The organism is Micromonospora sp. NPDC047557, assembly GCF_043205095.1.
In the GTDB taxonomy this organism is placed as follows: Bacteria; Actinomycetota; Actinomycetes; order Mycobacteriales; family Micromonosporaceae; genus Micromonospora.
Map to the genome: position 1 here is coordinate 152,708 of NZ_JBIDDK010000008.1, position 26,752 is coordinate 179,459.

The 26,752-nt window shown below is 73.0% G+C and carries 27 protein-coding genes; 12 read left to right on the plus strand and 15 right to left on the minus strand.

Going from position 1 to position 26,752, the window contains the following annotated elements; translation table 11 throughout:
• The first annotated feature begins 11 nt into the window (after positions 1 to 11).
• A complete protein-coding gene (locus tag ACGGAQ_RS20145; protein ID WP_393051383.1) occupies positions 12 to 407 on the plus strand; it encodes a VOC family protein in 396 nt (131 codons plus the stop codon).
• Between the two features lie 63 nt (positions 408 to 470).
• On the opposite strand, the gene ACGGAQ_RS20150 is transcribed toward ACGGAQ_RS20145, so the two are convergent.
• Complete coding sequence (locus ACGGAQ_RS20150) at positions 471 to 1,544, minus strand: acyl-CoA dehydrogenase family protein (protein WP_393051385.1); 1,074 nt, start codon at positions 1,542 to 1,544, stop codon at positions 471 to 473.
• A 32-nt stretch (positions 1,545 to 1,576) separates the two neighbouring features.
• Entirely contained in the window at positions 1,577 to 2,737 is a 1,161-nt protein-coding gene (locus ACGGAQ_RS20155) for an acyl-CoA dehydrogenase family protein (protein ID WP_393051387.1), read from the minus strand.
• Between the two features lie 78 nt (positions 2,738 to 2,815).
• Between ACGGAQ_RS20155 and ACGGAQ_RS20160 the strand changes: the two genes are divergently transcribed.
• Positions 2,816 to 3,655, plus strand: a complete 840-nt coding sequence (locus tag ACGGAQ_RS20160) for an acyl-CoA thioesterase (protein WP_393051389.1) — start codon at positions 2,816 to 2,818, stop codon at positions 3,653 to 3,655.
• A 7-nt stretch (positions 3,656 to 3,662) separates the two neighbouring features.
• On the opposite strand, the gene ACGGAQ_RS20165 is transcribed toward ACGGAQ_RS20160, so the two are convergent.
• The 5 genes from ACGGAQ_RS20165 to ACGGAQ_RS20185 form a co-directional block, all read right to left on the minus strand.
• A complete protein-coding gene (locus tag ACGGAQ_RS20165; RefSeq protein ID WP_393051391.1) occupies positions 3,663 to 4,427 on the minus strand; it encodes an ABC transporter permease in 765 nt (254 codons plus the stop codon).
• Entirely contained in the window at positions 4,424 to 5,197 is a 774-nt protein-coding gene (locus tag ACGGAQ_RS20170) for an ABC transporter permease (protein ID WP_393051393.1), read from the minus strand. Before ACGGAQ_RS20170 ends, ACGGAQ_RS20165 begins: the two co-directional genes overlap by 4 nt.
• The gene (locus ACGGAQ_RS20175; RefSeq protein WP_393051394.1) at positions 5,194 to 6,153 is read right to left on the minus strand and encodes an ATP-binding cassette domain-containing protein; all 960 of its coding nucleotides are present in this window, start codon (positions 6,151 to 6,153) and stop codon (positions 5,194 to 5,196) included. The genes ACGGAQ_RS20170 and ACGGAQ_RS20175 overlap by 4 nt, the downstream gene beginning before the upstream one ends.
• Positions 6,154 to 6,230: 77 nt before the next feature.
• Complete coding sequence (locus tag ACGGAQ_RS20180; protein ID WP_393051395.1) at positions 6,231 to 7,322, minus strand: phosphate acyltransferase PlsX; 1,092 nt, start codon at positions 7,320 to 7,322, stop codon at positions 6,231 to 6,233.
• Complete coding sequence (locus tag ACGGAQ_RS20185) at positions 7,322 to 9,145, minus strand: acyl-CoA dehydrogenase family protein (protein ID WP_393051396.1); 1,824 nt, start codon at positions 9,143 to 9,145, stop codon at positions 7,322 to 7,324. Before ACGGAQ_RS20185 ends, ACGGAQ_RS20180 begins: the two co-directional genes overlap by 1 nt.
• A gap of 129 nt (positions 9,146 to 9,274) precedes the next feature.
• Between ACGGAQ_RS20185 and ACGGAQ_RS20190 the strand changes: the two genes are divergently transcribed.
• A complete protein-coding gene (locus tag ACGGAQ_RS20190) occupies positions 9,275 to 9,853 on the plus strand; it encodes an NTP transferase domain-containing protein (RefSeq protein WP_393051397.1) in 579 nt (192 codons plus the stop codon).
• 9 nt (positions 9,854 to 9,862) lie between these two features.
• Positions 9,863 to 10,324: an HNH endonuclease gene (locus ACGGAQ_RS20195; protein ID WP_393051399.1), complete on the plus strand. Its 462-nt coding sequence runs from the start codon at positions 9,863 to 9,865 to the stop codon at positions 10,322 to 10,324.
• Between the two features lie 322 nt (positions 10,325 to 10,646).
• On the opposite strand, the gene ACGGAQ_RS20200 is transcribed toward ACGGAQ_RS20195, so the two are convergent.
• Positions 10,647 to 11,018 carry an HAD family hydrolase gene (locus ACGGAQ_RS20200; protein WP_393051401.1) on the minus strand — a complete coding sequence of 124 codons (372 nt, stop codon included), beginning with the start codon at positions 11,016 to 11,018 and terminating at the stop codon, positions 10,647 to 10,649.
• Between the two features lie 304 nt (positions 11,019 to 11,322).
• Positions 11,323 to 14,235: a BTAD domain-containing putative transcriptional regulator gene (locus tag ACGGAQ_RS20205; protein WP_393051403.1), complete on the minus strand. Its 2,913-nt coding sequence runs from the start codon at positions 14,233 to 14,235 to the stop codon at positions 11,323 to 11,325.
• 112 nt (positions 14,236 to 14,347) lie between these two features.
• Between ACGGAQ_RS20205 and ACGGAQ_RS20210 the strand changes: the two genes are divergently transcribed.
• From ACGGAQ_RS20210 to ACGGAQ_RS20230, 5 genes are read left to right on the plus strand one after another with little or no spacing between them, the layout of a single operon-like run.
• Positions 14,348 to 14,563 carry a hypothetical protein gene (locus ACGGAQ_RS20210; protein ID WP_393051405.1) on the plus strand — a complete coding sequence of 72 codons (216 nt, stop codon included), beginning with the start codon at positions 14,348 to 14,350 and terminating at the stop codon, positions 14,561 to 14,563.
• Positions 14,564 to 14,602: 39 nt separating this feature from the next.
• Positions 14,603 to 15,229 carry a MauE/DoxX family redox-associated membrane protein gene (locus tag ACGGAQ_RS20215; protein ID WP_393051407.1) on the plus strand — a complete coding sequence of 209 codons (627 nt, stop codon included), beginning with the start codon at positions 14,603 to 14,605 and terminating at the stop codon, positions 15,227 to 15,229.
• Between the two features lie 17 nt (positions 15,230 to 15,246).
• Positions 15,247 to 15,798 carry a TlpA disulfide reductase family protein gene (locus ACGGAQ_RS20220; RefSeq protein ID WP_393051409.1) on the plus strand — a complete coding sequence of 184 codons (552 nt, stop codon included), beginning with the start codon at positions 15,247 to 15,249 and terminating at the stop codon, positions 15,796 to 15,798.
• Positions 15,795 to 17,702 carry an ABC transporter ATP-binding protein gene (locus tag ACGGAQ_RS20225; RefSeq protein WP_393051411.1) on the plus strand — a complete coding sequence of 636 codons (1,908 nt, stop codon included), beginning with the start codon at positions 15,795 to 15,797 and terminating at the stop codon, positions 17,700 to 17,702. Before ACGGAQ_RS20220 ends, ACGGAQ_RS20225 begins: the two co-directional genes overlap by 4 nt.
• Positions 17,699 to 18,337, plus strand: coding sequence for a S26 family signal peptidase (locus tag ACGGAQ_RS20230; RefSeq protein WP_393051413.1), 639 nt, complete (start codon positions 17,699 to 17,701; stop codon positions 18,335 to 18,337). The genes ACGGAQ_RS20225 and ACGGAQ_RS20230 overlap by 4 nt, the downstream gene beginning before the upstream one ends.
• Before the next feature lie 225 nt (positions 18,338 to 18,562).
• Here the strand turns inward: ACGGAQ_RS20230 and rox are convergent, their stop codons facing one another.
• Positions 18,563 to 20,023: a rifampin monooxygenase gene (gene rox, locus ACGGAQ_RS20235; RefSeq protein ID WP_393051415.1), complete on the minus strand. Its 1,461-nt coding sequence runs from the start codon at positions 20,021 to 20,023 to the stop codon at positions 18,563 to 18,565.
• 335 nt (positions 20,024 to 20,358) lie between these two features.
• Between rox and ACGGAQ_RS20240 the strand changes: the two genes are divergently transcribed.
• Positions 20,359 to 20,808 carry a hypothetical protein gene (locus ACGGAQ_RS20240; RefSeq protein WP_393051616.1) on the plus strand — a complete coding sequence of 150 codons (450 nt, stop codon included), beginning with the start codon at positions 20,359 to 20,361 and terminating at the stop codon, positions 20,806 to 20,808.
• A gap of 29 nt (positions 20,809 to 20,837) precedes the next feature.
• On the opposite strand, the gene ACGGAQ_RS20245 is transcribed toward ACGGAQ_RS20240, so the two are convergent.
• Positions 20,838 to 21,821, minus strand: a complete 984-nt coding sequence (locus ACGGAQ_RS20245) for a helix-turn-helix domain-containing protein (RefSeq protein ID WP_393051417.1) — start codon at positions 21,819 to 21,821, stop codon at positions 20,838 to 20,840.
• Positions 21,822 to 21,908: 87 nt separating this feature from the next.
• Here ACGGAQ_RS20245 and ACGGAQ_RS20250 point away from each other — a divergent pair, with 87 nt between their 5' ends.
• Positions 21,909 to 22,475: a maleylpyruvate isomerase N-terminal domain-containing protein gene (locus ACGGAQ_RS20250; RefSeq protein WP_393051419.1), complete on the plus strand. Its 567-nt coding sequence runs from the start codon at positions 21,909 to 21,911 to the stop codon at positions 22,473 to 22,475.
• A 7-nt stretch (positions 22,476 to 22,482) separates the two neighbouring features.
• Here the strand turns inward: ACGGAQ_RS20250 and ACGGAQ_RS20255 are convergent, their stop codons facing one another.
• Positions 22,483 to 22,980, minus strand: a complete 498-nt coding sequence (locus tag ACGGAQ_RS20255) for a DUF1992 domain-containing protein (RefSeq protein ID WP_393051421.1) — start codon at positions 22,978 to 22,980, stop codon at positions 22,483 to 22,485.
• Positions 22,981 to 23,195: 215 nt separating this feature from the next.
• Here ACGGAQ_RS20255 and ACGGAQ_RS20260 point away from each other — a divergent pair, with 215 nt between their 5' ends.
• Positions 23,196 to 23,846, plus strand: a complete 651-nt coding sequence (locus tag ACGGAQ_RS20260) for a LysE family translocator (RefSeq protein WP_354862818.1) — start codon at positions 23,196 to 23,198, stop codon at positions 23,844 to 23,846.
• A gap of 8 nt (positions 23,847 to 23,854) precedes the next feature.
• Here the strand turns inward: ACGGAQ_RS20260 and ACGGAQ_RS20265 are convergent, their stop codons facing one another.
• From ACGGAQ_RS20265 to ACGGAQ_RS20275, 3 genes are read right to left on the minus strand one after another with little or no spacing between them, the layout of a single operon-like run.
• The gene (locus ACGGAQ_RS20265; RefSeq protein ID WP_393051424.1) at positions 23,855 to 24,673 is read right to left on the minus strand and encodes an SDR family NAD(P)-dependent oxidoreductase; all 819 of its coding nucleotides are present in this window, start codon (positions 24,671 to 24,673) and stop codon (positions 23,855 to 23,857) included.
• Positions 24,670 to 25,998, minus strand: coding sequence for a flavin-containing monooxygenase (locus ACGGAQ_RS20270; RefSeq protein WP_393051426.1), 1,329 nt, complete (start codon positions 25,996 to 25,998; stop codon positions 24,670 to 24,672). Before ACGGAQ_RS20270 ends, ACGGAQ_RS20265 begins: the two co-directional genes overlap by 4 nt.
• A 56-nt stretch (positions 25,999 to 26,054) precedes the next feature.
• Positions 26,055 to 26,702: a TetR/AcrR family transcriptional regulator gene (locus ACGGAQ_RS20275; protein ID WP_393051428.1), complete on the minus strand. Its 648-nt coding sequence runs from the start codon at positions 26,700 to 26,702 to the stop codon at positions 26,055 to 26,057.
• Between the last annotated feature and the right edge of the window lie 50 nt (positions 26,703 to 26,752).

A 26,752-nucleotide genomic window follows, 5' to 3' on the forward strand; every position in this document is an offset into this window, starting at 1 on the left:
GACTCTCGGGTATGAGCAGAGGCCCGGAAGTCATCCCCACCCTGCGCTACCGCGACGCGCCGGCCGCCATCCAGTGGCTGGTCGACGTCGTCGGTTTCCGCGCGGAGCTGGTCGTCCCCGGCCCGGACGACTCCATCAGTCACGCGCAACTGACCTGGGGCAACGGCATGGTCATGCTCGCCTCCCAGACGGACGGCAGCGACGGCCGGCTCGTTCTGGACACCGGGCCCGCCGCGACCTATGTGGTGCTCGACGACGTGGCGGCGCACTACGAACGGGTCGTCGCCGCCGGTGCCGAGGTCGTGCAGAAGCTCCGCGACGAGGACTACGGCGGCCAGGGCTATTCGGTCCGCGACGCCGAGGGCAACCTGTGGAGCTTCGGCTCCTACCGACCCGGCGCGTCCTGACCGCCGACGGCTGATCCCCGACGTGCGGGCGGCGTGGGCTCAACCCGCGCGCCTGCGGCGGGGTCAGTCGTCCAGCAACAGGCCGGCCAGTTCGGCCCGGGTGTCGGCGGCCGTGCCGTCGAAGGTCGCCAGCCACCACGCCCGGCGGTACCAGTGGTGCAGCGGCTGCTCCCACGTGAAGCCGCTGCCGCCGTAGGTCTGGATGGCTGCCTCGCAGGCGGTCATCGCGGTCTCCCGGGCGGCCACGCTGGCCGTGAGCACGGCCTGGTCGGCGACCCGGCCCGGCTCGGCGTCGACCGCCCACGCGGCCCGGTAGGCCAGGGACCGGGCCGTCTCGACCTGGCCATAGCACTCCGCGAGGGGGTGCGCGACCGCCTGGTTGGCGCCGATCGGCGCTCCGAACTGGGTGCGGGTGGCGGCGTACCCGCTGGCCCAGGTCAGTGCCCTCGCCGCCACGCCGACGGCCTCGGCCGCGAGCAGCGCCAGGGCCCGCCGCCGGGTCAGCGCGAGCACGTCGGCGGCGGCGTCCGCGGCCACGAGGAGCGTCGAGGGTACGCCGGTCAGCTCCACCGTCGAGACGGTGCGGCTCTCATCGAGCGCCTGCCCGCCGGCACCGGCCGGCGTCGGCCGCACCGCCGACGCGTCGACCAGGCGCAGCTCCACGCCGTACGCCCCGGTCGCGACCACCACCAGGTCCACCGCGTCGAGCGCGTGTGGCACGCGGATCGCGCGGCCGGTCAGCGTCCCGTCGGCGGCGACGGCGCAGCCGACCCCAGGGGTGCCCGTCGCCGAGCGAGCGCCGGTCGGCCGGCGGGCGGCGGCCACCGCCTCGGCGAGGGTGCGGGGGCCGTTCGCCCACGCCCAGGCCAGCGTCGCGGGTGCGGCGACCGGCCGGCCCGCCGCCCGCAGCGCTGGGCCGGCGAGGCCCACGGTGGCCCACCAGGGTGACGGGCTGCGCGCCCAGCCCATCCGTTCGGCGAGCAGCGCCAACTCGACGGTGCCCAGCTCCGCGTCGAGCCAGCCCAGGTCGGTGACCTCGGCCCACGCCTGGCCGTCGTCGGTGGCCCGGTCGTCGGCGAGGTACTTCGCCGCGGTGTCCCGCAGCGCCTCCTGCTCACCGGTCAGTGCGAAGTCCATCAGGTCTCCCCTCGTCGTGGGCGAGTCGGCGGTCAGTACGACCGGGGCAGGCCCAGTACGCGCTCGGCGACCAGGTTGCGCAGCACCTCGGAGGTGCCGCCCTCGATGGTGTTGGCGCGGCTGCGCAACATCTGGTGCCGCCAGTAGCGGTCCCAGCCGTCCGGTTCGGCGTCGTCGCCGAGCAGCTGCACGGCGAGGGTGGTGAGCCGTTGGTGCGCCTGCGACCAGCGCAGCTTGATCACCGACGTCTCCGGGCCGGGCACCCCGGTACGCGCCAGCGCGGCCAACCCCCGCCGGTTGGTCCAACGCAGACCCTCCAACTCGACGTAGCGGGCGGCGATCTGGTCGCGTACGACCGGGTCGGTGTCGCGGCCGCGGGCCTTCGCGGTCGCGACCAGCCGGCGGAACGCCACGTCCAGCCGGGCGGTCAGGGTGAACCCGAAGGTGCCCCGCTCGTGGGCGAGGGTGGTCATAGCGACCCGCCACCCGTCGTCGACCGCACCGACCACCGCGTCGAGCGGCACCCGCACCTCGTCGAACTCGATCTCGGCGAACTCGGCCTCGCCGGTCATCTGGCGGATCGGGCGCACCGTGACGCCGGCCGAGCGCAGGTCCACCAGCAGGCAGGTCAGCCCGCGGTGGCGACGCTGCTCGGGGTCGGTGCGCGCCAGCATCAGGCAGTGGTCGGCGAGGTGCGCGTACGACGACCACACCTTGCGCCCGGTCACCACCAGCTCGTCGCCGTCGCGCCGCGCGAGCGTCCGCACGGCGGACAGGTCGCTGCCGGCCTCCGGCTCGGAGAACCCCTGACAGAAGATGATGTCCCCGGTGAGGATGCGCGGCAGATACCAGGCGCGCTGCTCGGGCGACCCGCAGGCGATGATGGTCGGCCCGACCATGCCCAGGCCGATGACTCCGATGTGCTCGGCGGCCTCGGCCCGGGCCGTCTCCTCCAGGTAGATCGCCTGGTAGGCCGGGGACAACCCGCGCCCGCCGTGCTCCGCCGGCCAGGTCAGGCCCGCGTAACCGGCGGCGTGCAGCGCGCGGGTGAACGACCGCACCGCCTCGATGTCGCCCCACCGACCCTGCGGCGGCGCCCCGTCCGGGCCGGCGGTCACCGGCACCGCGCCCGCCAACCAGGCACGCAGGCCCGCCCGGAACTCGGCCTCCTCGGCGCTGTCACGCAGATCCATGCGCCGCATCGTACTCGTATCTGGTTTTGATCTGCAGTATCTTGTTTTCACGCGTCCCGACGCCGGAAGGGGTCCTCGATGGCCAGTCTCGCGGACGACGCCGCGGTACGGCAGACCGCGCCCGGCCACTACCAGGCCCACCTGTCGGAGGACTGGTCGGTCTGGGGGCCCAACGGCGGTTACCTGGCCGCGATCGCGCTGCGCGCGGCGGGCGAGGAGGCCGGCACCATGCTGCCGGTGAGCCTGAGCTGCCAGTTCCTCGCGCCGCCGCGCTACGGCGAGGTCGACGTCGAGGTCACCCGCGTGCACGGCACCCGACGCGCCGCCGCCCTGCACGTCGTCCTGCGCCAGCGCGGCCGGATCCTGCTCGCCGCGTACGTCTGGACCATCGCCGCCGGCCTCATCGGCCCCGAACGGCGCTGGATGCCACCACCGGACCTGCCCAAACCCGACGAGCTGCCCACCCTGGTCGAGCTGATGCGCCGCGACGGCCTGCCGGTGCTGCCGATCTGGGAGCGGTGCTACGAGGTACGCCTGGCCGGCTGGCCGGCCGGCGGCTGGCAGCCGCAACGCGACGGCGTGCCCACCATCCGGGGCTGGCTGCGCCTGCACGAGGAGCTGCCGGCCGACGCGGACCCCTGGCTGGCGGCGGCCCGGCTCGTCTTCGCCGTCGACGTGGTGCAGTTCCCGGCGGTGGTGCAGGCGTTCGAGCGGACCACGTTCATGGCCCCGAGCATGGACCTGTACGTGGGCTTCCAGGGCGGCGACGACGGCGCGGGCTGGCTGCTGGTGGAGGGTGAGGCTGCCGCCGCCACCGGTGGGGTGCTCGGCGCCCGCGCCCGCGTCTGGTCCGACAGCGGGCTGTTGCTGGCCACCGGCGGGCAGCAGATGCTGTACCGGATGGCCAGCCCCGTCTGACGAGGGCTCAGCCGTCGGCGCGGCGGCCGAACCGGCGTACCGCCACCAGAAGGCAGACCCCGCCCAACCCGAGCACCCACGCGAGGGTCTGCAGCACCGGCCACAACACCGGCCCGCCGCTGGACAGGCCGACCAGCGCCTGCGTGGCGACCGAGAACGGGTTGGCCCGCACCACGGGCTGCGCCACCGAGGGGAACGCCGACACCGGAACGAACCCCGAGGAGAAGATGAACAGCAGGGTCGCCGGGCCGGTCAGCGACGGCGGCAGCGACTCCTCGTCACCGGGACCGGAGCCCCGCCACAACGCGATCGCCGCCCACAGCAGGCCGAACAGCGCGATCACCGCGAAGAAGCCGACGACGGCCAGCGGCCCCTCCCGGAACCGGAAACCCAGCAGCATCGCCACGCCCGTGGTGAGCGCTCCGATGCCGACGATGCGCAGCACGTCACCGACGAGCCGACCGGCCAGCAGCGCCCCCGGCGCCACCGGCATGGTGCGCAGCCGGTCGACCAGCCCGCCGCGCAGGTCGCGCAGGAAACCGACGGCGCTCGACGGCGATCCGAACGCGGCGGTGGACAGCACCACCAGCGGGGCCAACCGCTCCAGGTAGTGCTGCCGGTCGCCGTCACCGACGATCCGGCCGAAGACCGCGTACTGGGTGAGCAGGAGCAGCACCGGGAACGCGAACGCGTAGACCAGCGCGGGCGGCGCCCGGAAGAAGCGGCGAAGGTTACGCCCGGCGAACAGCGATGCCTGCGTGACGGTACTCATCGGCTCCTCCGAAACGAACGTGCCGCGGCCGCGCCGAACAGCAGCCCCAGGACCAGCAGCCAGACGAGCGCCGGCCACACCCTCTCGTCGGCGCCCTCGGTGGACAGCGCGCGCAACGCGTCGACCTGGGCGGAGAACGGTGACACCTCGACCACCGGTTGCAGCCAACCCGGAAACGCGTCGACCGGGACGAAGGCGGTGGAGACCGTGGTGAGCACCAGGTACGGCAGGGTCAGCGCCGAGTACACCTGCTCGGGGTCGCGGGCGCCCAGCCCCAGGGCCGCGCAGCCCGCCGCGAGCACCACCGCGAAGCCGACCGCCAACGCGACGAAGCCCGCAGCGCGGGCCGCCCCGGCGGTGAACCGGAAACCGACAAGCACCGCGGCGACGAGGATCACCGCCACCGCGACGGCGGCGCGGGCCGCGTCCACCACGAGTCGGGCCGCCGGCACCACGACAGCGCTCATCGGCAGCGTCCGGTACCGGGCGATCAGGCCGCTGCGGGCGTCGCCGGCGATCAGGTAGCAGGCCGACATGGCGACCAGGGCGGTGGTCTGCACGACGATCGCGGGCGGTAGGAACTGCTCGTACGCGATCCCGTAGTCGGACATCAGCCGCTGGAAGACGACCATGAATCCGGCGAAGAACGTCAGCGGGAACACGACGGTCAGGCCGACCGACCGGCCCGCGCGGGCCTGCCGCAGGTTGCGGGCGGCCAGGACGGCGAACTGCCGCGGCCCGCTGGCCGCCACCGCCGTCGTGGTGCTCACCGGCCGGCTCCCGCCACGTCCGCCTTCTCGGTGTCGTCGGACCCGGTCAGGGAGAGGAACACCTCGTCCAGGGTGGGCCGCCGCACGGTGACGTCGTCGGCCTCCACACCCGCCGACTCCAGCCGCCGCACCACCTCGGTCAGCGTGCCGGAGCCGGCGGCCAGCCGTAGCACGTCCTCGTCCTCGGTGAGCCCCTCGAACGCCGCCCGTAGCTGCCCGGCCGCGACCGCCCGGGCCCGCGGGTCCTCGATGCGCACTTCGCAGACCGCGCCGCCGAGCTGACGCTTGAGCTGGTCGGGGGTGCCCTCGGCAGCGACCCGGCCGTGGTCGATGAGCAGGACCCGCCCGGCCAACTGGTCGGCCTCCTCCAGGTACTGCGTGGTGAGCAGCACGGCCGTGCCGCCGTCGCGCAGCTCCCGCACGACCTCCCACAGGGCCCGCCGGCTGCGCGGGTCCAGGCCGGTGGTCGGCTCGTCGAGGATCAGCACGGGTCGGTCGACCACCAGGCTCGCGGCCAGGTCGAGGCGGCGGCGCAGGCCACCGGAGTAGGTGCGCACCGCCTTGCCCGCCACCTCGCCCAGGTCGAAGCGGTCGACCAGCGCGTCCGCGCGGGCGGCAGCCGCCTGCCGGCCCAGCCCGAGCAGCCGGCCGAACAGCACCAGGTTCTCCCGGCCGGTCAGCAGCTCGTCGAGGGCCGCGAACTGGCCGGTGACCGCGATGCTGCGGCGCACCTCGGCGCCCTGGGCGACGACGTCGAAGCCGGCGACGCGGGCCGTGCCGGAATCCGGCTTCAGCAGCGTGGTGAGACAGTGGATCGTGGTGGTCTTTCCCGCGCCGTTGGGCCCGAGCAGGCCGACCACCTCGCCCGCGGCCACCTCGAAGCTCACCCCGTCGACCGCCGCCGTCGCGCCGAACGACCGGCGCAGATCGCTGACCTGGATCAACTGTTGTGACATCGCACCACCCTCATGCCAGGAATGCCGGAACCATATCAACGCTTGTCTGTGTAAAGCCAGATACGAGAACGGATAACTCACCCGTCGACAGGGCTGCGCCGGCTGCGTAGTCGCTGGCGCGACGAGGCCGCGAAGGCGGCGGCGATCCGCTCGACCACACCCGAGCGGACGCATTCCCCGGCGATGCGCACGCTGGCCTCGACGTCGACGGCGGTGGCCGTTCCGTGGCAGATCACGCACACACCGCGTACGCCGAGCAGCGCTCCCCCCGGCTCGGCCGCGAGACCGTCGCGCACCGCCCGGGTCACCCGCCGCCGCCGCTCGCGCGCCAGCGCCCCGATCGGTGAGAACGCCCGCACCGCGTCCAGCGCCAGGCCGACGGTGGCGTCCAACGTCCGCTCGTACATCTTCAACGCCACGTCGCCGGTGAACCCGTCGGTCACCGCCACGTCGACCCGGCCTCCGAGCACGTCGTACGCCTCGATCTGACCGCTGTAACCGGGCATCGTGGCCAGCAGGAGGTGCGCGTCGCGGCGGACCGGCCCGCCCTTGACCGCCTCGTGCCCGTTGGACAGCAGGCCGATCCGCGGCCGGGCCAGCCCCAGCCGCCCGCGCGCGTACTCCGCGCCCAGCACCGCGAACTCGACAAGCCACTCCGGTACGGCCGCCGCCGTCGCGCCGATGTCCAGCAGCACGGTCGGACCGGCGCCCGGCACCGGCAGCACCGTCGCCAGGGCCGGGTTGCTCACCCCCGGCACCCGACCCAGCCGGACGGCGGCCGCGAGCACCGCCGCGCCGGTGTTGCCCGGGGTCACCATGGCATCCGCCCGACCCGCCGCCACCTCTCCGGCGGCGACCAGGAGCGAGGAGCGCCGCTTGGCGTACGTCGCGGCCACCGGATCCTCACCCATGCCGACCACGTCCGGGGCGTGCACCAGTCGTACGCCTGCCGGCGCGACACCGGCGGGCAGCAGCGGGCGGATGAGCGCCTGCGGGCCGACCAGCGCGATGTCCACGGTGGCGGCCGCGGCCAGCGCGCCGGCGACGACTGGCTCCGGCCCGAGATCCGCGCCGGCGACGTCGACCGCCACCCGCAGCCGGCGGTCCGGCGATGCTTCCTGTCCCGCCACCCGCAGCCGCCGCTCCGGTGACGCGCCCTGACGCGCCATCACCGCATCCCGACGCCGAGCCGGTCCGCCGTCGCGGATCTGCCGGTCACGCCGTCGCCGTCGGGTCCGTCTGGTGTCGGTGGTCCTGCGAGCGCGTCCGTCGTCGCCCGCCCGGCCGGGTCGGCGGGTGGCGATGTCAGCCAGTGGCGCAGCGCGGCACGGGCCGGCGCCAGCTCGCCCGCGAACGCGACGACCAGATCCCGATGACCGTGTGCCTCCTCGGCCGGGCGGTCGGCGCACAGGTCGGCGGCGAGCACCTCGACGCGGGTGGCGAGGTCGGCGCCGCGCCAGCCCAGCGCGTAGCCCAGCGCCGCCTCGTCCCGCGCGCCTGCCCGCCCGGGCAGGCCGGCGACGGCACGGCACTCGGGGTCGATCAGCTCGACGGCGGCGAGCAGCGCCTCGGCCTCGGCGAGGACGCCGGCGGCGGCGAACCGCCAGGCCTGGTCGGCCGCCCATCGCCCGTCGCGGCGGGCCTGCCCGACCAGGTCGACCAGGCGGGTGAGAAGCGCGCCGAGCGCGGCCACCGCCGGACGACCGGTCCGCTCGGCGAGCGTCGCGGCGCGGGCCGCCGGACGCGGGGCGTACGGCCGCAGCCGCAGCCGCGCGGCCCGCACCAGCGGTTGCGGTGTCCGGGAGTACGCCTCGGCCAGCACCGGATAGCCGTCACCGGAGCGGTCGGAGCCGGCGGCGAAGCGTTCCAAGCGCCACTGCAACTGGTCCAGCAGGATGTGGCGGGTGCCGTCGAACACGCCGTAGAGCAGCACGTCACGGACCCGCGCCGCGTACCCGAACTCCTCGACGAGGGCACGCGACCCCAGCACCGCGCGGCCCTCGGTGACGGCCTGCTCGGCCAGCTCGCAGCAGGCGTACTTGGCCACCGCGGCGGCGTACGCGGCGGCCGGCCCGAGCGCGTTGATGAGGAAGGTGGCCTTCACGGCGGTCGCCGCGACCAGCACGTCGAGGGCCGCCGCCCGAACGAGGTGTTCGGCGATCGCGCCGAGGTGCACGATCGGTTCGCCGTAGACGTCGCGCTCGCGGGCATACCGCACGGCCTGGGCGAGCGCGCCGCTGGCGGCGCCGGAGGCGAGTGAGCCGATGCCGCCGCGTGACAGCGCCAGGGTCAGTTGCAGAATGGTCAGCCCGTCCCCCGGCGCGCCGATCGGCTGGGCCGGGGTGCCGGCGAACCGTACGCCGGAGATGTCGGCGGCAACGGCGGGCAGCGTCCGCCACCGGGACAGGGCCGTCACCGTGTCGTCGCGTTCGGCGAGGAACAGGCCGAAGCGGTCGGTGTCGGCAAGTCGGGCCAGGGTGACCAGCAGGTCGTGCCGGCTGCCACCGTTGATCAGTTGCTTCTCCCCGGTCAGCCGGTACCCGCCGTCGACCGCGTCGGCGCGGGTACCGGTGCGGGCCAGGTTGCTGCCGTGCTCCAGCTCGGTGAGCAGCATGGCGGCGGCGCCACCGCCGCGCAGCACCGCGCCGGCCCGGTCACGCTGCTCCGGTGTGCCGGCGATGCAGACCGGCAACAGGGCCAGCGCGTTGACCCCGAGCGTGATGGCGAGGCTCCCGCTGTGCCGCGCGGCCTGCGCGTTGAGGGCGTTGACGTGGACGGCGGTGGCGCTCTCGGGGTCGTACACGGCGGCGACGCCGATCTCCCGCAGCTCGGCCAGGACGTCGTCCGGTGGTGTGCGCCCTGCGTCGGCCGCCGCGAGCCGGCGGGCGGTGTCGGGGTGATCGAGGTGACGGGCGATGGCCGGCAGCGGGTCGACCTGGGCCATCGACAGGGGGCAGAGTCGTTGCCACGCCGACGTCTCGTCCGGTGTCATCCGGCACCTCACCGTAAATACGTGACAGCAGATACGAGATGCATGCTAGCGGTCCCGGCCGACCGGTTCACCCCCTGAAGCTCATCCCGATCCGACGCCGAGGGGCGCACGGCTGACTACGCTCGGCCCATGGTGACGGCGGGACTGCTCCTCGCGGCCGGCGCCGGGCGTCGACTCGGCATGCCGAAGGCCCTCCTGCCCTACCGGGGGCGACTCCTGGTGGACCACGCCGCGGCGATCCTCACCGCCGCCGACTGCCAACCGGTCGTGGTGGTACTCGGCGCGCAGGCCGACCAGGTCCGCTCCCGGACGCGACTGCCCGGCGTGGTGCTCAACGACGATTGGGCAACGGGCATGGGCTCGTCCCTGCGGGCCGGGCTGTCCGCCCTGACGGCCAGCCCGGCCGTGGCGGTCGTGGTCACCCTGGTCGACATGCCCGGCCTCACCCCCGAGGCGGTACGCCGTGTCGCCCGCGACGCCACCGCCGACTCCCTCGCCGTGGCCACCTACGCGGACGGTCGGCGCGGGCATCCGGTGCTGCTCGGCCGACAGCACTGGGCCGGCGCGGCCGAGGCGGCCACCGGCGACCGGGGCGCGCGGGACTACCTGCGGGCCCGGGACGAGGCGGTACGGCTGGTCCCCTGCGCCGACATCGCCGATGACACCGACGTGGACCTGCCCGAGCAGGCGGCCCGTCTTCCCGGATAGGGTGACGGCGTGCTCAGCGGGGTCAACGGTCTGTCCCGACACTTCACCGAGGACAGTCTGCGTGAGTATCTGCTGCAGCGTTCGGTCCGGCAGGCCGACGGCTGCCTGATCATCCGCGGCTACGGCTCACAACGCGGCGTCTACCAGAAGGTCGCCGGCCGCGCCTGGGCCCACATCGCGGCGTACGCCGTCTTCGTCGGCGGGTACGACCCCGACCTGGAGGTCGACCACCTCTGCCCCGCGAAGGACTGCGTCGAGCCCACCCATCTGCGGCAGGTCAGCCACGCGGACAACTGCCGTACCAGAGCGCAGACGCCGACCTGCCGCAACGGGCACGAGCGCGAACTCGACGAGTCGACGGGCCGGTACCGCCGCACGTGCCGCGCCTGCAACCGGGACAGCCAGCGCCGCTGGCGCGAACGCCAGGCCGCCGAGGTGGCTCAGGCCCGCTCGGCGTACGTCCCAACCTGACACCGCCGCGACCCACGGACGCCCTCAGCCCTGCGGGTGAAAGAGGAACAGAGACCGGCCACGCCGAGGCGGTGGTACTCCGTCGAGCAGCAGACGATCGCGTTGGTGGCCGCGCGAGAGACCACATCTGGTCGGTTTGCTGTGCATGGCGCCCCAACAGACCCGCCGCAGAAGGCATGATCCTCGCAGCCGATCCACGCCTCGGTAGCTGCCCGCTGCGCGTACTGCACTGCGTCGACATGCACAGCCGCGACCCCGAAAACCACAAGCAAGCAGGGCTCCGGGCGCGCAAGTTCCGGGAGGACGCTTCTCCCAGCGTTTGTCAGTTAACGGGCAAGGCGATGGTCTCCAGCCAGGCGCTCAGGCCGGGCACGACGGCGTAGAGGTCAGGGCCGTTGACCGTTGCGCTGGCGGCGGCACGAGCTTCGGGGGTTGCGTTGAACGCGATGGCACAGCCGACCACGCCGAACAGCGGCACATCCGATCGCCCGTCGCCGATGGCCGCGCAATGCCGGAGGTCGACGCCCAACTCGGCGGCCACCCGGACGGCGAAATCGCGCTTGGCGTGCTCGTCGAACTGCTCGGCGACCTCGCCGCTGTAGCGGCCGTCGACTATCTGCAACCGTGGCCCGCACGCTCGGTCGAAGCCGAAGCGGCTGCACAGGTAGGCCACGCAGAAGCGCCGCAAGCGCACCAGATTCCTTGAGCGGCATCGCGTCTACTGATCCAAGGCATCAACTGTCCCGACCCGCATCAGATGCCTTGAGCCAGGACAGTGGTGTGCCATGGCTGGGCTTACACCATCCTGCTGCCTTACGCACAAGAACTGTCATTATGATGCATGCGTGATATGCACCATTTTGTCGTAGCTAATTAACGGATTACTGTTGCCGGTAACTCAATAATTCGAGAAGGCGGTGTCCCCTACTGCGCCACGTGTCAGGCAAAGGTCTCGAGTGGTGACCAACGGTGTCGACGAGCCAGAGTTCGGCGTTCCGTCAGCGGGTGCAGCCGGCCACCGTCGCTGATCCGTGTTCTGGGTGCTCGTGAGTCGCGACGAGCCTCTCGCGGAGCTGTTCGGCGTCCGGGTGCCCGATCTCGGTCAGGATCTGCAAAGCGGGCAGCCAGCACTCGCGCGCGGCGTCGGGGTTTCCGCTGACTCGATAGGTGTCGCCAAGATGCTGCAGCGTCTCGGCCTCGTTGTACCGGTGTCCAAGTTCGCGGTTGAGGGCCAGCGCCCGGCGGTAACAGCGTGCCGCCCGGCGGTAGTGGCCGAGATGGTGGTGGGCGTAGCCGAGGGTGTCCCAGCTGTTCGCCTCGCCGGTGCGGTCGCCGAGTCGACGTTGCTTGGTCAGTGCCCGCTGGCAGTAGCGGGCCGCCTCCTGGTATTCGCCGAGCACGGCGTAGTCCCAACCGACCGCGTTGAGCGCCCTGGCCTCGCCAGTCTCGTGCCCGGCGGCGCGGAAGAGCCGCAGCGCCTGCTCGTCATGGCGCAACGCGGCTGCCTGGTCGCCCTCCCTCTCGCACACCCAGCTCAGCGTCAGCAGGGTGTGCGCCTGGCCGACCCGGTCGGCGAGGTCGATCAGCAGGATCAGGGCGGACTCCAGGTGCTGACGAGCCGCCTCGAACCGGGCGGTCTCGGAGAATGCGGCGACGATGTCCCGATGCGCCTGGGCCATGGCAGCCCGGTCTCCGTGGCGTTCGGCAGCGGCCAACGCCCGGTTCTGGACGGCGATCAGGTCATCCCAATAGCCGCGGCGGCCCAGGAAGGTGGTCAGCGCCCACGCCAACTGCCAGGTGTGTCGCTCGAAGCCGTGCCGGGCGGCGAGCTCGACCATCCGGGTGAGCACGCGGTGCTCCGCGGCGAACCAGGTCAACGCCTGCGCGTTGTCGGCCGGCTCCTCCGGTACCACGTCCGTTTGCGGCGGTGGCGCCATGATCGGGTCACGGAGTGGGGACAGTCGTCCGTCGGCGGCACGGGCACTGCGCAGGTAGTGGTCGACGATCCGGTGCAGGGCGGCGCGGCGTTCCTGCTCGGGTTCCGCGGCAACCATCTCCGCCGCGTACGCCCGCAGCAGATCGTGGCAGGTGTACCTACCCGGCGCCCGCTCTATGACGAGTTGCGCCCGAGCCAGCTCCCCGAGAGCGACGCGCACCTCCCGTGCGGGCAGAGCAGCGAGACTGGCGGCGGCCGGTATCGAGATGTCCGGCCCAGGATGCAGGCCGAGCAGGCGGAAGAGTCGCCCCGCTGGTTCGCTCAGCGCGCGGCACGACCAGGAGAAGACCGACCGCAGGTCGGTGGCCGGGTCCCCGCCCGCGAAGCCGTCCAGGCTGCCCTGCGACGCGGCGAGTTCCCGGGCCAGGGCCGCGAGCGGGAACCCGGGATGGACTGCCGCACGTGCCGCCACTATTGCCAGGGCCAACGGCAGTCGGGAGCACCGCTCGACGATCCCGGCCACCGGCCTCGGCTCGGCCTCCACGCGGCCGTCGCGCAACCGGTTCGCGAGCAGTTCGCGGGCTTCGGCGACAGTGAGCAGATCGAGGGTGACCGGACGGGCGCCCTCGACCGCCACCAGGCCTGGCATCTGTTGTCGGCTGGTCATCAGCACCGCGCACTGCGAGCCGCCCGGCAGCAGGGGGCGTACCTGGTCGACGTCGCGGGCGTTGTCGAGCACGACCAGCATCCGCCGCTCCGACAGCAGTGCCCGGTAGCGGCCGGCCCGGGTCTCGGCTGTCGCCGGGACCTGCTCCGCAGGCAGCTGTAACGCGTCGAGGAAGAGGCGTACCGCCTCATCGCTGGTCATCGCCGCGTCGCCAGGATCGAAGCCGCGCAGATTCACGTACAGGCAGCCGTCCGGGAAGTCTCGGGCGAGCAGGTGCGCCAGCCGGACTGCGAAGCTGGTCTTGCCCACGCCGGCCGGCCCGGTCACCAGAACGATCTGGCGCTGGCCTGTTGACGTGCAGAGCCGCCGGGCGTGGGCGAGTTCGGCGGCCCGGCCGACGAAGTGCGGCGGGTCCGGCGGCAGGAGGTCCGGCGGCAGCACCTTCGGTACGGACCGGAGGAGCACCGATGACAGCGACGCCGGCGACAGGTGCTCGCGGCGCAGGATCGCGCCGTGCAGCCGATCGAGCTGCGGGGCATCCATGCCCCGTTCCCGCAGCAGGGCGATGCCGCGGCGGCAGGTCTCGGCCGCCTCGTCGACCCGCTGGCCGGTGTAGAGGGCTAGGGCGAGCAGGCAGCGCATGCCCTCGTCGTAGGGGTCCTCCTGGAGCGCGCCGGTGAGATCACCGACCACTGCGGCATGCCGTCCGAGGGTGATCAGCGCCTCGGCGTGTCCGTGCCGGGCCGTGCGGCGCAGCGCGTCGAGGCGTGCCACCTCGGGCAGCACGAACGGCCGGTCCGCGACGTCGGCGAAGGCCGGCCCGCGCCAGCGGGCCAGCGCGGTGCCGAAGAGGTCCGCGGCATGCGGAAACTGGGCTGGGTCGCCGCTGTCGAGCAGGCGTCGCGCCTGCGCGGTCTCCTTCTCAAAGTGGTGGGCGTCGAGGCAGTCGGGGGGCAGGTCCAACCGGTACGAGAGGCCAGGGCCGCTGCCGACCGTGCTGATGGTCGAGGCTGGCGCGAGAGAGGGCGCACCGACCGCGAGCGCCCGTCGAAGGTGCGAGACGTGGCTGCGTAACGTCGCCGCGGCGCTGTCGCTGGGGGTGGGGCCCCAGAGAAGGTCGACGAGGCGACGGGCCAGCACTGGGCGGCCCAGTTCGATGACGAGTACGGAGAGGAGTTCCACCTGCCGGGGGCCGAGACGGAGGGATGTGCCGCCGCGTTCGACATCGAGTGGACCGAGCACAGCGACCCACAAGTGTCCCATTCCGTTCCCCCCGACGCATGAGGCGTTCCGATTGTATCGGTCCATGACGATGAGTGGCGGCGGGGTTGCACGCCGCTTCCACGTGGCTTCCACCGCCCCCCGAGAGGGTGGATGCACGGAGGCGACAAGCGCCTCCACCGGATGCGAGGAGCGTGCCGTGTTCAAGAAACTCGAAACCCTGGGCGGCGGTCTGCTGGGGCTGTTCGTCCCGAAGATCGAGGCGTCGGCGACGGCGTCGGCCTGCTACCAGCAGACCCGCTGCGTCACCGGGACCAGTGGCTGCAACGCCACCGGCCACCGCTGGCGTCAGTACCGGATCGTCTGCGACGACGGCAGCGCGACCGCCTGGCAGTACCTCGCCTGCGGCTGCTGACCGACCTGCCGCCGGGCCACGTCCACATCGGAACGTGACGTGACGGGGGAACGTGGCCCGGCGGCCCCGCCGCCCGACGACCGGGAGTCCGACGTGTCCGAGATCGAGCCGTACCTGACCATGACCCTTCGTTGCCTGATCGGGGCGACCTTCCTGCTCGCGGCCCTGGGCAAGCTGATCGGGCGGACGGCGTTGCGGGATTTCACCGCCTCTCTGCGAGCCATGCAGGTCCTGCCGTCCGGGTCGATCCGCCCAGCCGCGCTCCTGGTCATCGCGGCGGAGACCGGCACCTGCCTCCTGCTGGCCGTCCCGGCACGACCCGCCCAGCAAGCGGGATTCGTCCTGGCCGGTGTGCTGCTGGCGGCATTCAGCACCGTGATCGCAGCGACGCTACGGCGTGGGCGGCGCATGCGATGTCACTGTTTCGGCGCGGCCCGCCAGCCGCTCGGCGTGGCGCACCTCGCCCGAAACACCGGGCTGCTGCTCGCCTGCGGTATCGGACTGGCGGGCGTGTCGGCGGCGGCGGCCGGCGAGATGGTCGGCCTGGTCACCGCGGCGTTCGCTGGCCTGGTGATGGCCGTCCTGATCAGCGCGCTCGACGACATTCTGGTCCTGTTCCGTCCACTACCCGCCGGGACGCCTCCCTCCGCGTCTCGGCAGCGGTGACTCCACGAGGAGATGTCATGCCCTTCCTGATCGCGGCGGTCGTACTCGTCGGACTGCTCTGCGTCCTCGACCTCGTACTCACTCTCGGAGTGCTGCGGCGGCTGCGCGAGCACAGCGACCTGCTCACCGACCCGGGACGCGCGACCACCGACCCGGCGCAGAGCCGGGTCGGAGAGACGGTCGGTGACTTTCGCACCACGACCGTGCACGGCGAACCGGTCAGCGGTGACACGCTGCCCGACGGCACCGTCGTAGCCTTCTTCACCCCCGGCTGCGAACCCTGCGAACGGGAACTGCCGAGGTTCGCGACACACGCCCGATCGGTACCCGCCGGCCGGGACGCCGTACTCGCCGTCATCGTCGGCGCCCCGCAGGAGGCGCGGGAGTACGTGGCGGTCCTCGCCTCGGTGGCGCGGGTGGTAGTGGAGGATCCGCTCGGCCCGGTCGCCGCGGCCTTCAATACCACCGCCTTTCCCACCCTGCTGCGGATCGGGCGCGACGGGCAAGGGCAACTCGCCATCACGGCCGATCGGGTCGACCTTCGACCGCCACTGCCGGTACCGGCATGACCGCGCAGCCACCGGCACCGTCCGGCGTCACGGCAACGGAGCCCTCGGACGGCTCGCGACAGACGATACGCAGGGCCACCGAGTCCGTTCGGCTCACCGGGAACGCCGCTGCGGGCGCCCTCACCGGCTTCGTCCTTCTCAGCCTGGTCGCGGGTGGCCTCCCCGTCACGGCCGCCTGGCTGACGAAGCTCCTACTCGACGGGATCGCCGCCGGCGCCGCTCCGGGCCGGCTCGTCGAGCTCGGCGTCGCCCTGGCCGGAGTCGGACTCGTCGCGGGCGCCGTGCCGCAGCTGACAGAGTACCTGCGGACCGAACTCGCACGGGAGGTCGGACTGCTGGCCCACGCGCGCCTCTACGCCGCAGTGGACCGCTTCGTCGGCATGCGCCGGTTCGAGGACCCGCGTTTTCTCGACCGACTCCGGCTGGCCCAGCAGGCCGGTGGCACCACGCCGAGTCAGGTCGTGGACGGGGCACTGGGCATCGCCCGGGCCGTCGTCACCATCCTCGGCTTCCTCGGCTCACTGCTGCTGCTCAGCCCGGTCATGGCAGCCCTGGTGCTGGTCGCAGCGGCCCCGACCGTACTTGCCGAACTCAAACTCGCCCGCCGCCGCGCCGAGGTCTATCAGGCGATCGGCCCGGCCGAGCGGCGCGAACTCTTCTACGGCAACCTGCTGTCCAGCCTCGACGCGGTCAAGGAGATCCGGCTGTTCGGCACCGGGGCGTTCCTGCTCTCCCGGATGCTTTCCGACCGCCGTACCGCCAACCGGGCGAGACGCACGGTCGACCGACGCGAAGCGCTCGTCCAGGGCGGCCTCGGCCTGCTTGCCGCCGTCGTGGCGGGGGCGGGACTGCTGTGGGCGGTCACCGCCGCGCGCAGGGGACAGATCACCGTCGGCGACGTCACTATCTTTGTCGCGGCCGTCGCCGGAACCCAGGGATCCCTGGCCGTGCTCGCCGGCGACCTGGCCCGTACCCACCACGCGCTGCTGATGTTCGACCACTACCTCGCGGTGACCACGGCCCCGCCCGACCTGCCCGTCGCCACCGCGCCCCGCCCACTGCCGCCACTTCGCGACGGCATCGAGCTGCGCGACGTCTGGTTCCGCTACTCCGACCAGCACCCCTGGGTTCTGCGGGGAATCACCCTGCGGATCCGGCGCGGCGACACGGTCGCGGTGGTCGGGCGCAACGGCGCCGGCAAGTCCACCCTGGTCAAACTCCTCTGCCGCTTCTACGACCCGGTCCGCGGGACGATACTCTGGGACGGCGTCGACATCCGCGATGTTGACCCCCGCGAGCTGCGCCGACGCATCGGCGCCGTCTTTCAGGACTACATGGAGTACGACCTCAGCGCAGCCGAGAACATCGGCTTGGGCGACCTGACCGCCCTCGACGACCCGGCGCGCATCCGGTCCGCCGCCGTGCGAGCCGGGATCGACGACACCCTCACGCGACTGCCCCACGGATACGAGACTCTGCTGTCCCGGCGGTTCTTCGCGCAGACCGAGGAGGACGGCGACCCGTCGGCCGGGGTACTGCTCTCCGGCGGGCAGTGGCAGCGGGTCGCGCTGGCCCGCGCGCTCCTGCGCGACAAGCAGGACTTCATGATTCTCGACGAGCCCTCGGCGGGTCTCGACGCTGAGGCGGAGCACGAGATCCACCTGTCGCTGCGCAGGTACCGCGCGGGGCGAACGAGCCTGCTCATCTCGCACCGGCTCGGCAGCGTACGTGACGCCGACCGGATCATCGTGCTGTCGCAGGGTCGGGTGGTGGAGGCGGGCGAGCACCACGGCCTGCTCGCCGCCGACGGGGAGTACGCCCGCCTGTTCACCCTGCAGGCAAGTGGGTATCGGACCGAGGCGCGGAAGGAGGCGGGCGACCGTCCGGCCGCCCTGGCGGAATGACCACAACTGTGACGGCTCTCGACACCTCAACCGCTCGCCGCGCGCTGCCCCGACGCCCCCTCGCGGTCCTGGGTGCCCTGGCGTTGCTGGCTCTCGCCTTGCAGGCGCCGGTTCTCGCGCTGCTCTGTGCCGCCGCGGCGACCGTCGCCGCCGTACGGTCGGCCGTCGCCGCGCTGCTCGGACGTCGGCTGGTGGCGGTGACAGTACGCGGACACAGCATGTGGCCCAGCTACCGCGACGGCGACCTGGTGCTGGTACGGCGCACGTCGAGCCCCACAGTCGGGCAGGTCGTCGTGGTGCGCCGATGGATACCCGCCGCGACGGGCCAGGCCGACGACGTCCTTGACGGCGGTGAGTGGCTGATCAAGCGGGTAGCGGCGGTGGCCGGCGACCCGGTGCCCCGCGACCAGTGCCCGGTGCTGCGCGGCGTACCGGAACAGGCCGTCCCACGGGGACGGCTGGTGCTGCTCGGCGACAACCGCGAGGTGAGCGTCGACTCCCGGACCGTCGGATACTTCTCGGCGGAGCAGGTGCTGGGTGTGGCACTCAACCGGGGAACTGGCCCACGACCGGGTCGAGGCCCGACATCGGCAGCATGGACGACACCGACCGACCGACACCCGACCCGATCATGATGCGCATCGTCGACGCGGTGTGACTCGGTCACGCCTGGACTGGCACGCGGACCTGGACCTGACCGACGTCGAAGCCACGCGATCGGGCGCCTTCTCGCTCTGTTCGACGGCTGGTGCCGAGCTCGCGGGGTCCATCGCTGCCGACCCGGAAGATCTGGACAAGGCCGTCCGCGTCTTTGAGCAACAGCTGTGGGCAGGGGCCGGCAGCTGGGCGGCGATCGCGCGTCAGTGGGCGGGCTCGCCGAACCAGCGCGACAGGTGGTCGTCCAGGTCCTGCTGGTCGTCGCCGATCCAGGCGACGTGACCGTCTGGGCGCATCAGCACACCCGGCACGTCCAGGTCCGCGGTCGGGTCCGCGAGGTGATCGACGCGATCCGACCAGCCGCCGACGGTCAGTCGACCAGTGCGGTCCACCAGAAGGCCACGGCCGCGATGCAGCAGACCGTAGAGGTTGCCCTGTCGCACGTCGACGTCGGGCAGCCGGCGACCGAGCAGGTCGGGGCCCTCGCCCACGTCGTAGCGGATGCCGGTTCCGGTGATCTTCTCCAGGAGATGGCGGTTCACCTCGTCGAAGTCCATCAGCTCGGTGAGCAGCCGGCGTACGGCCCGCGCGCCCGGTTCGCTGGACAGGAGTTCCGTCTGGGCGCGGGTGTTGTCCAGCACGTCGGCGGCGACCGGATGACGTTCGGCCTGGTAGGTGTCCAGCAGGGTTTCCGGCGCCCAACCGCGGATCTGTGCGGCCAGTTTCCAGCCGAGGTTGACCGCGTCCTGCAGTCCCAGGTTGAGGCCCTGCCCACCGATGGGTGGGTGGATGTGTGCCGCGTCGCCGGCCAGCAGGACCCGCCCAACCCGGTACCGCTCGGCGAGTCGCGTGGCGTCGCCGAAGCGGGACATCCAGCGCGGGGAGTGCACGCCGAAGTCGGTTCCGACGATCGCTCGTAGCTGTTGCCGGAAGTCCTCGATGGCGGGTGGTACCGCGCGATCGCTGACACCTGCGGCCGGGACGACGACGCTGTAGACGCCCACGCCGGCGGGACGGACCCAGAATCGGTGCTGCGTCCCGCCGATAGCTGCCACCGTGGAGGCGATCTCCTCCGGTGGCACGCCCGCTTCCATCTCGCCCATCAGCGTCTCGTTCCGCGACGGCTCGCCGGGGAAGCCGACGCCGAGGAGTTTGCGCACCGCGCTGCGTCCGCCGTCGCAGCCGACGAGGTACCGCGCGCGCAGCCGTTCCCCGTCCGACAGCTCGACTGTCACACCGTCGTCGTCCTGCGCGAGACCGGTGACCCCCCGCCCGCGCTGGACCTGCGCGCCCTGATCGGTCGCGTGTTGTGCGAGCAGACGTTCGATGACCGGCTGCCGTATGCCCAGCAGATAGGCGTACGGGGAGTCCAGCCCGGTGGGAGCGGGCTTGTTGATGGCGGCGAAGAAGCCGGCGGCCGGACGCTTGCGTCCATGCTCGAGCATGCGGTCCAACAACCCACGCATCGCCATCACTTCGAGACTGCGGATGTGCAGGCCGACGATGCGGACGGCCGAGGCCGGTTCGGTCTCCTTCTCCAGGACGAGGACCCGCACGTCGTGCAGGCGCAGCTCGGCGGCGAGCATCGCACCCGTCGGCCCACAGCCGGCGATGATCACATCGAAAGTAGGGCTCGGCGATGAGGGTTCGGAGGCGTCGTTCACGATGGGTTCGCACCGGCCCGTGTCGGTCGACGGGGGTTCGGCGGTGACGTGCGTGGAGGGCACAGGAGTGGCCTTTCGGGAGTGCCTTGTTGTGAGAGGCGCTCCCGGCGACGTCTACGTCAGTCGCCCAACCGTGACGGCAGGGGGAGCACCCACAGCGAACCAGCGTTCATGGGTCTCACCTCCTCGGGCGGTGTCGCGGTCACCTGCAAGCTACAAGCCCGTACATGATCGCGTCCAGTTCTTTGAACCGGCGCCGCCGTCCGCTTGACCCTCGACCCGGTCGAGGCCCGAGCATCGGCGACGTGAACGACCAGCCGGCACCCGATCCGATCATGACCCGCATCATCGAGGCAGTGCAGCTCGGCCAGACCGGCGCACCCGCTCGGGCCCGTGAGCTGCTCACCACGCTGTGGGACGAGATCGGCTCCTCCGGTGACGCCCTGCACCGCTGCACCCTGGCCCATCACCTCGCCGACCTTCAGGACACCGTCGATGCGGAACTGCGCTGGGACGAACGCGCCCTGGCCGCCGTGTCCGGGCTGACCGACGAACGCGCCCAGCGGCATCTTCCCTCGCTGCGGGTGCGGGCGTTCCTGCCGTCGCTGTACCTCAACCTGGCCGACTGCCACCGGCGACTCGGCAACGCCGACCCGGCCCGGGAGTACCTCGCCGGGGCCCGCGCGCACCTGGCGCAGCTACCGGATGACCCGTACGGCGAAATGATCCGCGCCGCCGTACGTGACTTCGTCGCGGACGACCCGACCGACCACCGGCGGCGATAGCGGTCCGCCAGCAGACGACGGGTGGGTCATCAGTCCCGCGGTGCGACGGCCGCCCGGTACGCCTGCGGTGAACGTCCGTAGCGGGCACGGAAGAGGCGGCTGAAGTGGGCCTTGTCCGCGAAACCCCACCGGGCGGCGATGAGGTGGACCGGCTGCCGTCCGTACAGCGGATTGCACAGGTCGCGTCGGCACCGCTCCAGACGCTTGGCCCGTATGAGTTCGGCTGGCGTTGTCGCCTCGCCTTCGAACAGACGGTGCAGGGACCGCAGGGAAATGTGGTGGGCCGCGGCGACGGTACGGGGGCTGAGTTCGGCGTTGTCGAGGTGGCGGTCGACGAAGTCGATGACGCGGGCGCGTAACGCGGTGTGCCGTGCCTCCGGCGACAGGGCGCCCTCGATGTCGAGGCGTTGGGCGAGCGTCGCGGTGAGCAGGTCCAGCGCCACGCCGCCCAGCATCTCGGCCTGGTTGGGCTCGTACTGCTCCGGGTGCGACGCGATGCTCCGCAGATGCTGGACCAGCAGTCCGCCGACGCCGAGGTGTGCCGGCATCGGCGTGGCCAGCAGACGGCGGAGTCGGTCCGGCGGCAACGGCAGCGCCGCGTAGGGGATCTGCACGGTGATCGTCGTGGCGAGACCGGGGTCGTCCACCCGGTGCTGGGCGATGTGCGGGCGCGCGGTGTCCAGCAGGGTGAAGTGGCTGGCGGCGACGAGCGTGGTCTCGGTGCGGTCCTGGATCAGGGTGCTGCGACCCGTCAGTGGCAGCGTGAACTGGTAGATGTCCGTCTCGGTTCGGCGGGCCAGTCCCGCGGGACGGGTGGCGTGCAGCGAGGGGTACCGCAGCGAGGCCAACCGGATCCGGCCGAGGTCGATGGCCTGGGCGTACGCGACGAAGTCGTCCAGCCGTGCGCTGGTGATGTGCACGGGCGCCGTCTCCTGGGCGACCAGGGCGTACCAGAACTCGAACCGTTCCGGCGGCGGCAGTACCGTCGTGTCCACCACCAGGCTGGGCAACATCCTGTTCGCCTCCCCCGATTGCGAGGATGGATTCTTGCACGCATCGACCTTTCACGGTGCTGGCCACCGGGGCCACGGGTGTCCACGGTGACCGGCGCCGACCTGCGGGAGGCGGCCGACGAGATGACGCGGGCGCTGACGCCGCACCGCGAACGCGACTGGTCGGTGCCCGCCGGCACCCTGACGTGGAGCTGCTGGACCACCGCGGCACACATCGCGCACGACCTGCTCGCGTACGCCGGCCAGGTCACCGGCCTCGCGCAGGACGCCTACCTGCCGTACGACCTGCGGGTCTCCCCCACCGCGGACCCGGCGCGGGTGCTCGACGTGGCGCGCGCCTGCGCCGGGCTGCTCGCCGTCGCCGTCGACGCCGCCGCACCGGACGCGCGGGCCTGGCACTTCGGCCCCTGCGACCCGTCCGGCTTCGCCGCGATGGGGGTGGCCGAGACGTTGCTGCACACCCACGACATCACCCTCGGTCTCGGTGTGCCGTGGCGGCCGTCGCCGCGACTGAGCGCGCTGGTGCTGCGGCGCCTCTTCCCGGACGCCCCGGCCGGCGCCGAGCCGGACGTGCTGCTGTGGATGACCGGTCGCGGTGAGCTGCCCGGTCGGGCACGGCGTACGTCCTGGACGTGGCGCGCGGCGGTGGACTGATCCGTTCTCAGCCCCGGCGGCGCCAGCGCAGCCACCAGCGCCGGCGGGCTCGGCGGGCCGGCGCGACGACCGGCTCGGTGACGGTCGCCGGGTCGGTGGCGGTGACCGTTGCCGCGGGTCCGGCGCGCTCGGCACGCCAGCGACGGACGACCTCGTCGGCGTTCACCGGCCGCACGGCCACCCGAGGCCCCTCGGGGTTGCGCAGCCAGGCGACGATCTGCGTGTTGAGCTGTCCCACGAAGTCCCGCACGGACTGCTCGGTGGGCAGGTCACGGACCTCGTCGGGGACCTGCTCGATGCGCCGGCGCAGTTGCAGCGGGGTGGGCAGCAGCAGGTCGCTGGGCAGCTTCTCGCGCTCCAGGAAACTCTTGATCCACCACGACTCGTCGTACGGCATTCCACGCCCGGGGATCGGCTTGCCCATGCCGGGCAGGTTGTCGAACTCGCCGCGTTGCACGGCTCCCCGGATCTGCGCCTCCACGGCCGCGTCCCACGCCTCGGTCACCCTGCGGCACCTCCCCTGGCCACCGTAACGCGCCGCCTCGGGCTCGCGGCGACACACGTGCCACAGGTCAGCGCGTCCAGGCGCGTGACCATTCCCGCGAGGTGGTTTGCGCCCGCGCGACCGATTCGCAGGCCACCATCGGACAGGTGGTCCTGGGCCGGGGTCGTCGGTCGGCCTAGGTTCTGCTCCAGGCGGCGGCGAACGGGGGCAACGTCATGATCGGCACGGGTGCGCTGCTGGGTATCGCGCTGGTGGCGCTGGGGCTGGTGCTCACGCCCGGCCCGAACATGGTCTACCTGGTCTCCCGCTCGGTGGCGCAGGGCCGCCGCGCCGGGCTGATCTCGCTGCTCGGGGTGGCCGCCGGGTTCGGCGTCTACCTGGCCACCGCGGTCGCTGGCCTGGCCGCCGTGTTCGTCCTGGTTCCGACGCTGTACGCGGTGGTGAAGCTGGCCGGCGCCGGCTACCTGCTGTGGCTGGCGTGGCGCACGCTGCGCCCGGGCGGCGGGTCACCGTTCACGCCCGCGCCCCTGCCACCGGACCCGCCACGGCGGCTGTTCACCATGGGCCTGGTCACCAACCTGCTCAACCCGAAGATCGCCATCCTGTACGTGTCGCTGCTGCCCCAGTTCATCGACCCGGCGCGGGGGCACGTGGCGGCGCAGAGCCTGCTGCTGGGCCTGACCCAGATCACCGTCGCGCTGAGCGTCAACGCGCTGATCGTGCTCAGCGCCGGCGCTCTGGCCGGTTTCTTCGCCCGCCGGCCGGTGTGGCTGCGGGTGCAGCGCTGGGTGACCGGGACGGCCCTCGCGGCGCTGGCCGTGCGCATCGCCGCCGACCGGTCCCGCGCCGCGGTTGCCACGCCCTGACCTGGCGGTCACCGCCCCCGGTGGCGGCGCAGCATCCCGGCGGCCAGCGGCGCGGCGTCCAGGTCGCCGGCGGCGAGCCGGGCGGCGAGGGTACGGCGTACCAGCCGGTCGGCCAGCGCGGGCGCGTGCCGGCCGACGGCCATCTCCAGCCGCCCGCGTCGGGTGGTCGCCACGTCCCGGGGCGCCCGCCGGGCGGTGGCGGCGCGCAGGATCGCCGCGACGACACCCTCGACGGGCTCCGGGCGGGACACTCCCCGCAGGGACAGTCCGGCCTCGGCGGTGCTGTCGTGGATCGGCGAGGCCACCATGCTCGGGTAGACGACGCTCACCCCGACGTGGGTGCCCACCTCGTGGCGCAGCGCGTCGGCGTACGCGACGAGGGCCCGCTTGCTGACCCCGTACGCGGCGGCGAGCGGCAGCGGCAGCACCGCCATCCGGCTGGCCACGAAGATCACCCGGCCGCGCGCGGCGAGCAGCGGGGACAGCGCGGCGGCGGTGGTGCGCCACGCGGCGAGCAGGTTGACCTCCAACTGCTGGCGGACCACCTCGTCGGGTGGCAGCTCGGCCGGGGCGGGTCCACCGACCCCGGCGTTGTTGATCAGCAGGTCGAGCCCGCCGAGCCGTTCGACGGCCGCGTGCACCGCGGCGGGGACGGCGGCCGGGTCGGTCAGGTCGCAGCCGAGCACCGGCAGGTCGTCGTCGCCTCCCGCGCGCAGGTCGAGCCCGACCACCCGGGCGCCGGCGGCGTGCAGCGCGGCGCCGAGGTGCCGGCCGAAGGTGCCGCTCGCGCCGGTGATCAGGACCCGCCGGCCGGTCAGGCCCGTCACCGGCCGGCTCCGGTCGGGTGGGCGCGGCGGGCGCCCGAGGCCAGCTCCCGGGTCAGCTCGGCCAGGTAGGCGTCGAAGTCCACCCGCATCGCCGGGCGGCGTTGCCCCCAGCGGGCCGTCGCCGCCCGCAGCTCGGCCCGGCAGGAGGCCCGTTGCCGGGCCGGGTCGGGCAGCGCGTACCGGCCGGCGAGCTGCGCGGCGATCAGCTTGGCCTGCGCCTCGACCAGGGGGAACGCGGAGCCGGTGGACTGCATCAGCCCGACGAACATCAGGCCGGGGGCCTCGGGGTGGAACACGTGCCGGTACAGCGCCAGGGTGTCGGCGCCGCCGCCGAGCAGCTCGGGGTCGAGAAACCCGATCTCCACCCGGTACCCGGTGCACCAGACGATCAGGTCGACCTCGTCGACGCGGCCGTCGGTGAACTCGACCCGATCGCCGTCGAGGGCGGCGACGCCGGGGCGGGCCTCGACGTCGCCGTGGGTCAGCCGGGACAGCAGCCCGTCGGAGAGCGTCGGATGGTCCTGCAGGAAGCCGTGCGTGGGCGCGGGGAGCCCGTAGCGGGCGGGGCTGCCGACGGTGGCGGTGAGCATCGTCTGGCTGATGCGCTGGCGCAGCCGCCACGGCAGCCGGCGGGCCAGCGCGCCGTTGAGGGTGTCCGACGGGCGGCCCAGCAGGTACTTGGGCACCACCCAGACGCCCCGGCGCAGCGACAGCAGGGTCCGCTCGGCGGCGTACGAGGCGTCGACCGCGATGTCCATCGCCGAGTTGCCACCGCCGACGACCAGGACGCGTTTCCCGGTCAGCTGCTCGGGGCCCCGGTAGTCGTGGCTGTGCAGCTGCTCGGCCGTGCTGGCGCCGGGGTACGCCGGGTCGGGCAGCCGGGGCGCCCGGTTGTGGCCGTTGGCGACGACCACGGCCTCGACGGTGACCTCGACCGGCCCGTCCGGCCCGCTGGCGGCGACCGTCCACGTGCCGTCGGGTCGCCGGGTGACCCGCTCGACCGTGTGCCGCAGGCGGATGGCGTCGTGCAGCCCGAACCGGTCGGCGTAGTCGGCCAGGTAGCCGGCGACCCGCGTGTGGTCCGGGTAGTCGGGCCAGTCGGCGGGCCGGACGGGCCGGTCGGCGAACTCGGTGCGGCCGCGGCTGGTGTTCAGGTGCAGCGTGCGGTACGCGGGCGAGTCGGGCGCCCCGTACACCCAGAGGCCGCCGACCTGGTCGGTGGCCTCGAAGCAGACCACCGCGACGGCCGCGTCGCGCAGTGCCTTGACGGCGGCGAGCCCGGCGGCGCCGGCGCCGATCACCGCAACCCTGGGTGGTGCCTGCATCGCTGCCCCCAATTAATCCAACGTCCGATGGATAATCGTCGGGTGGCGGCGGCCCGTCAAGGGCCCGGTGGTCCGTAGAGCCCGTCCAGGAGGCGGTGCACGAACGCCCGGTACTCGCGCCGTTCCCGGGCGCCCGGCGCGCCCGCGGCCAGCGCCACGACGTGCCCGTGCGTCGCCCAGACCAGGCTGCGCACGGTGATGTGCGGGGCCGGCTCGGCCAGCGCGCCGGCGGACGCCGCGGCGGTCAGCAGCTCCGCCACCAACCGATAGAGCGGCTCGGAGTAGCGCTGGTCCAGCTCGGCGTGCCGCTGCGGCTCCAGCCAGCGCCGCAGCCACAGCGCGGTGGTCTCCGGGTGGTCCTCGAGGAAGTCCACGAACGCGTCCACCAGGTCGTGCAACGCCCGCCGCACCACGTCCGGACCGGATTCGAGGGCCGCGCGGGCCCGCGCGGCGGCCTCGGTGAGGACCTCCCGCTCGACGGCGAACACCCGCGCGAAGCACGCCTCGTACAGGGCGGCCTTCGTACCCGTGTGGTGGGCGACCGTGGCGACGTCCACCCCGGCGGCGGCGGCGACCTCCCGCAGCCCGACGGCGTCGAAGCCGCGCTCGGCGAACAGCGCGGTGGCGGCGGTGAGCACCACCTCGCGGGTCGGTCGGGTCTCGTCGCGCCGGGGCCGACCCGGACGGCGTCGGGGCATGGTCATGGCCGCCATTCTGCCCCTAGAATCCAGCAACTGTTGGATTGCGGAGGGGA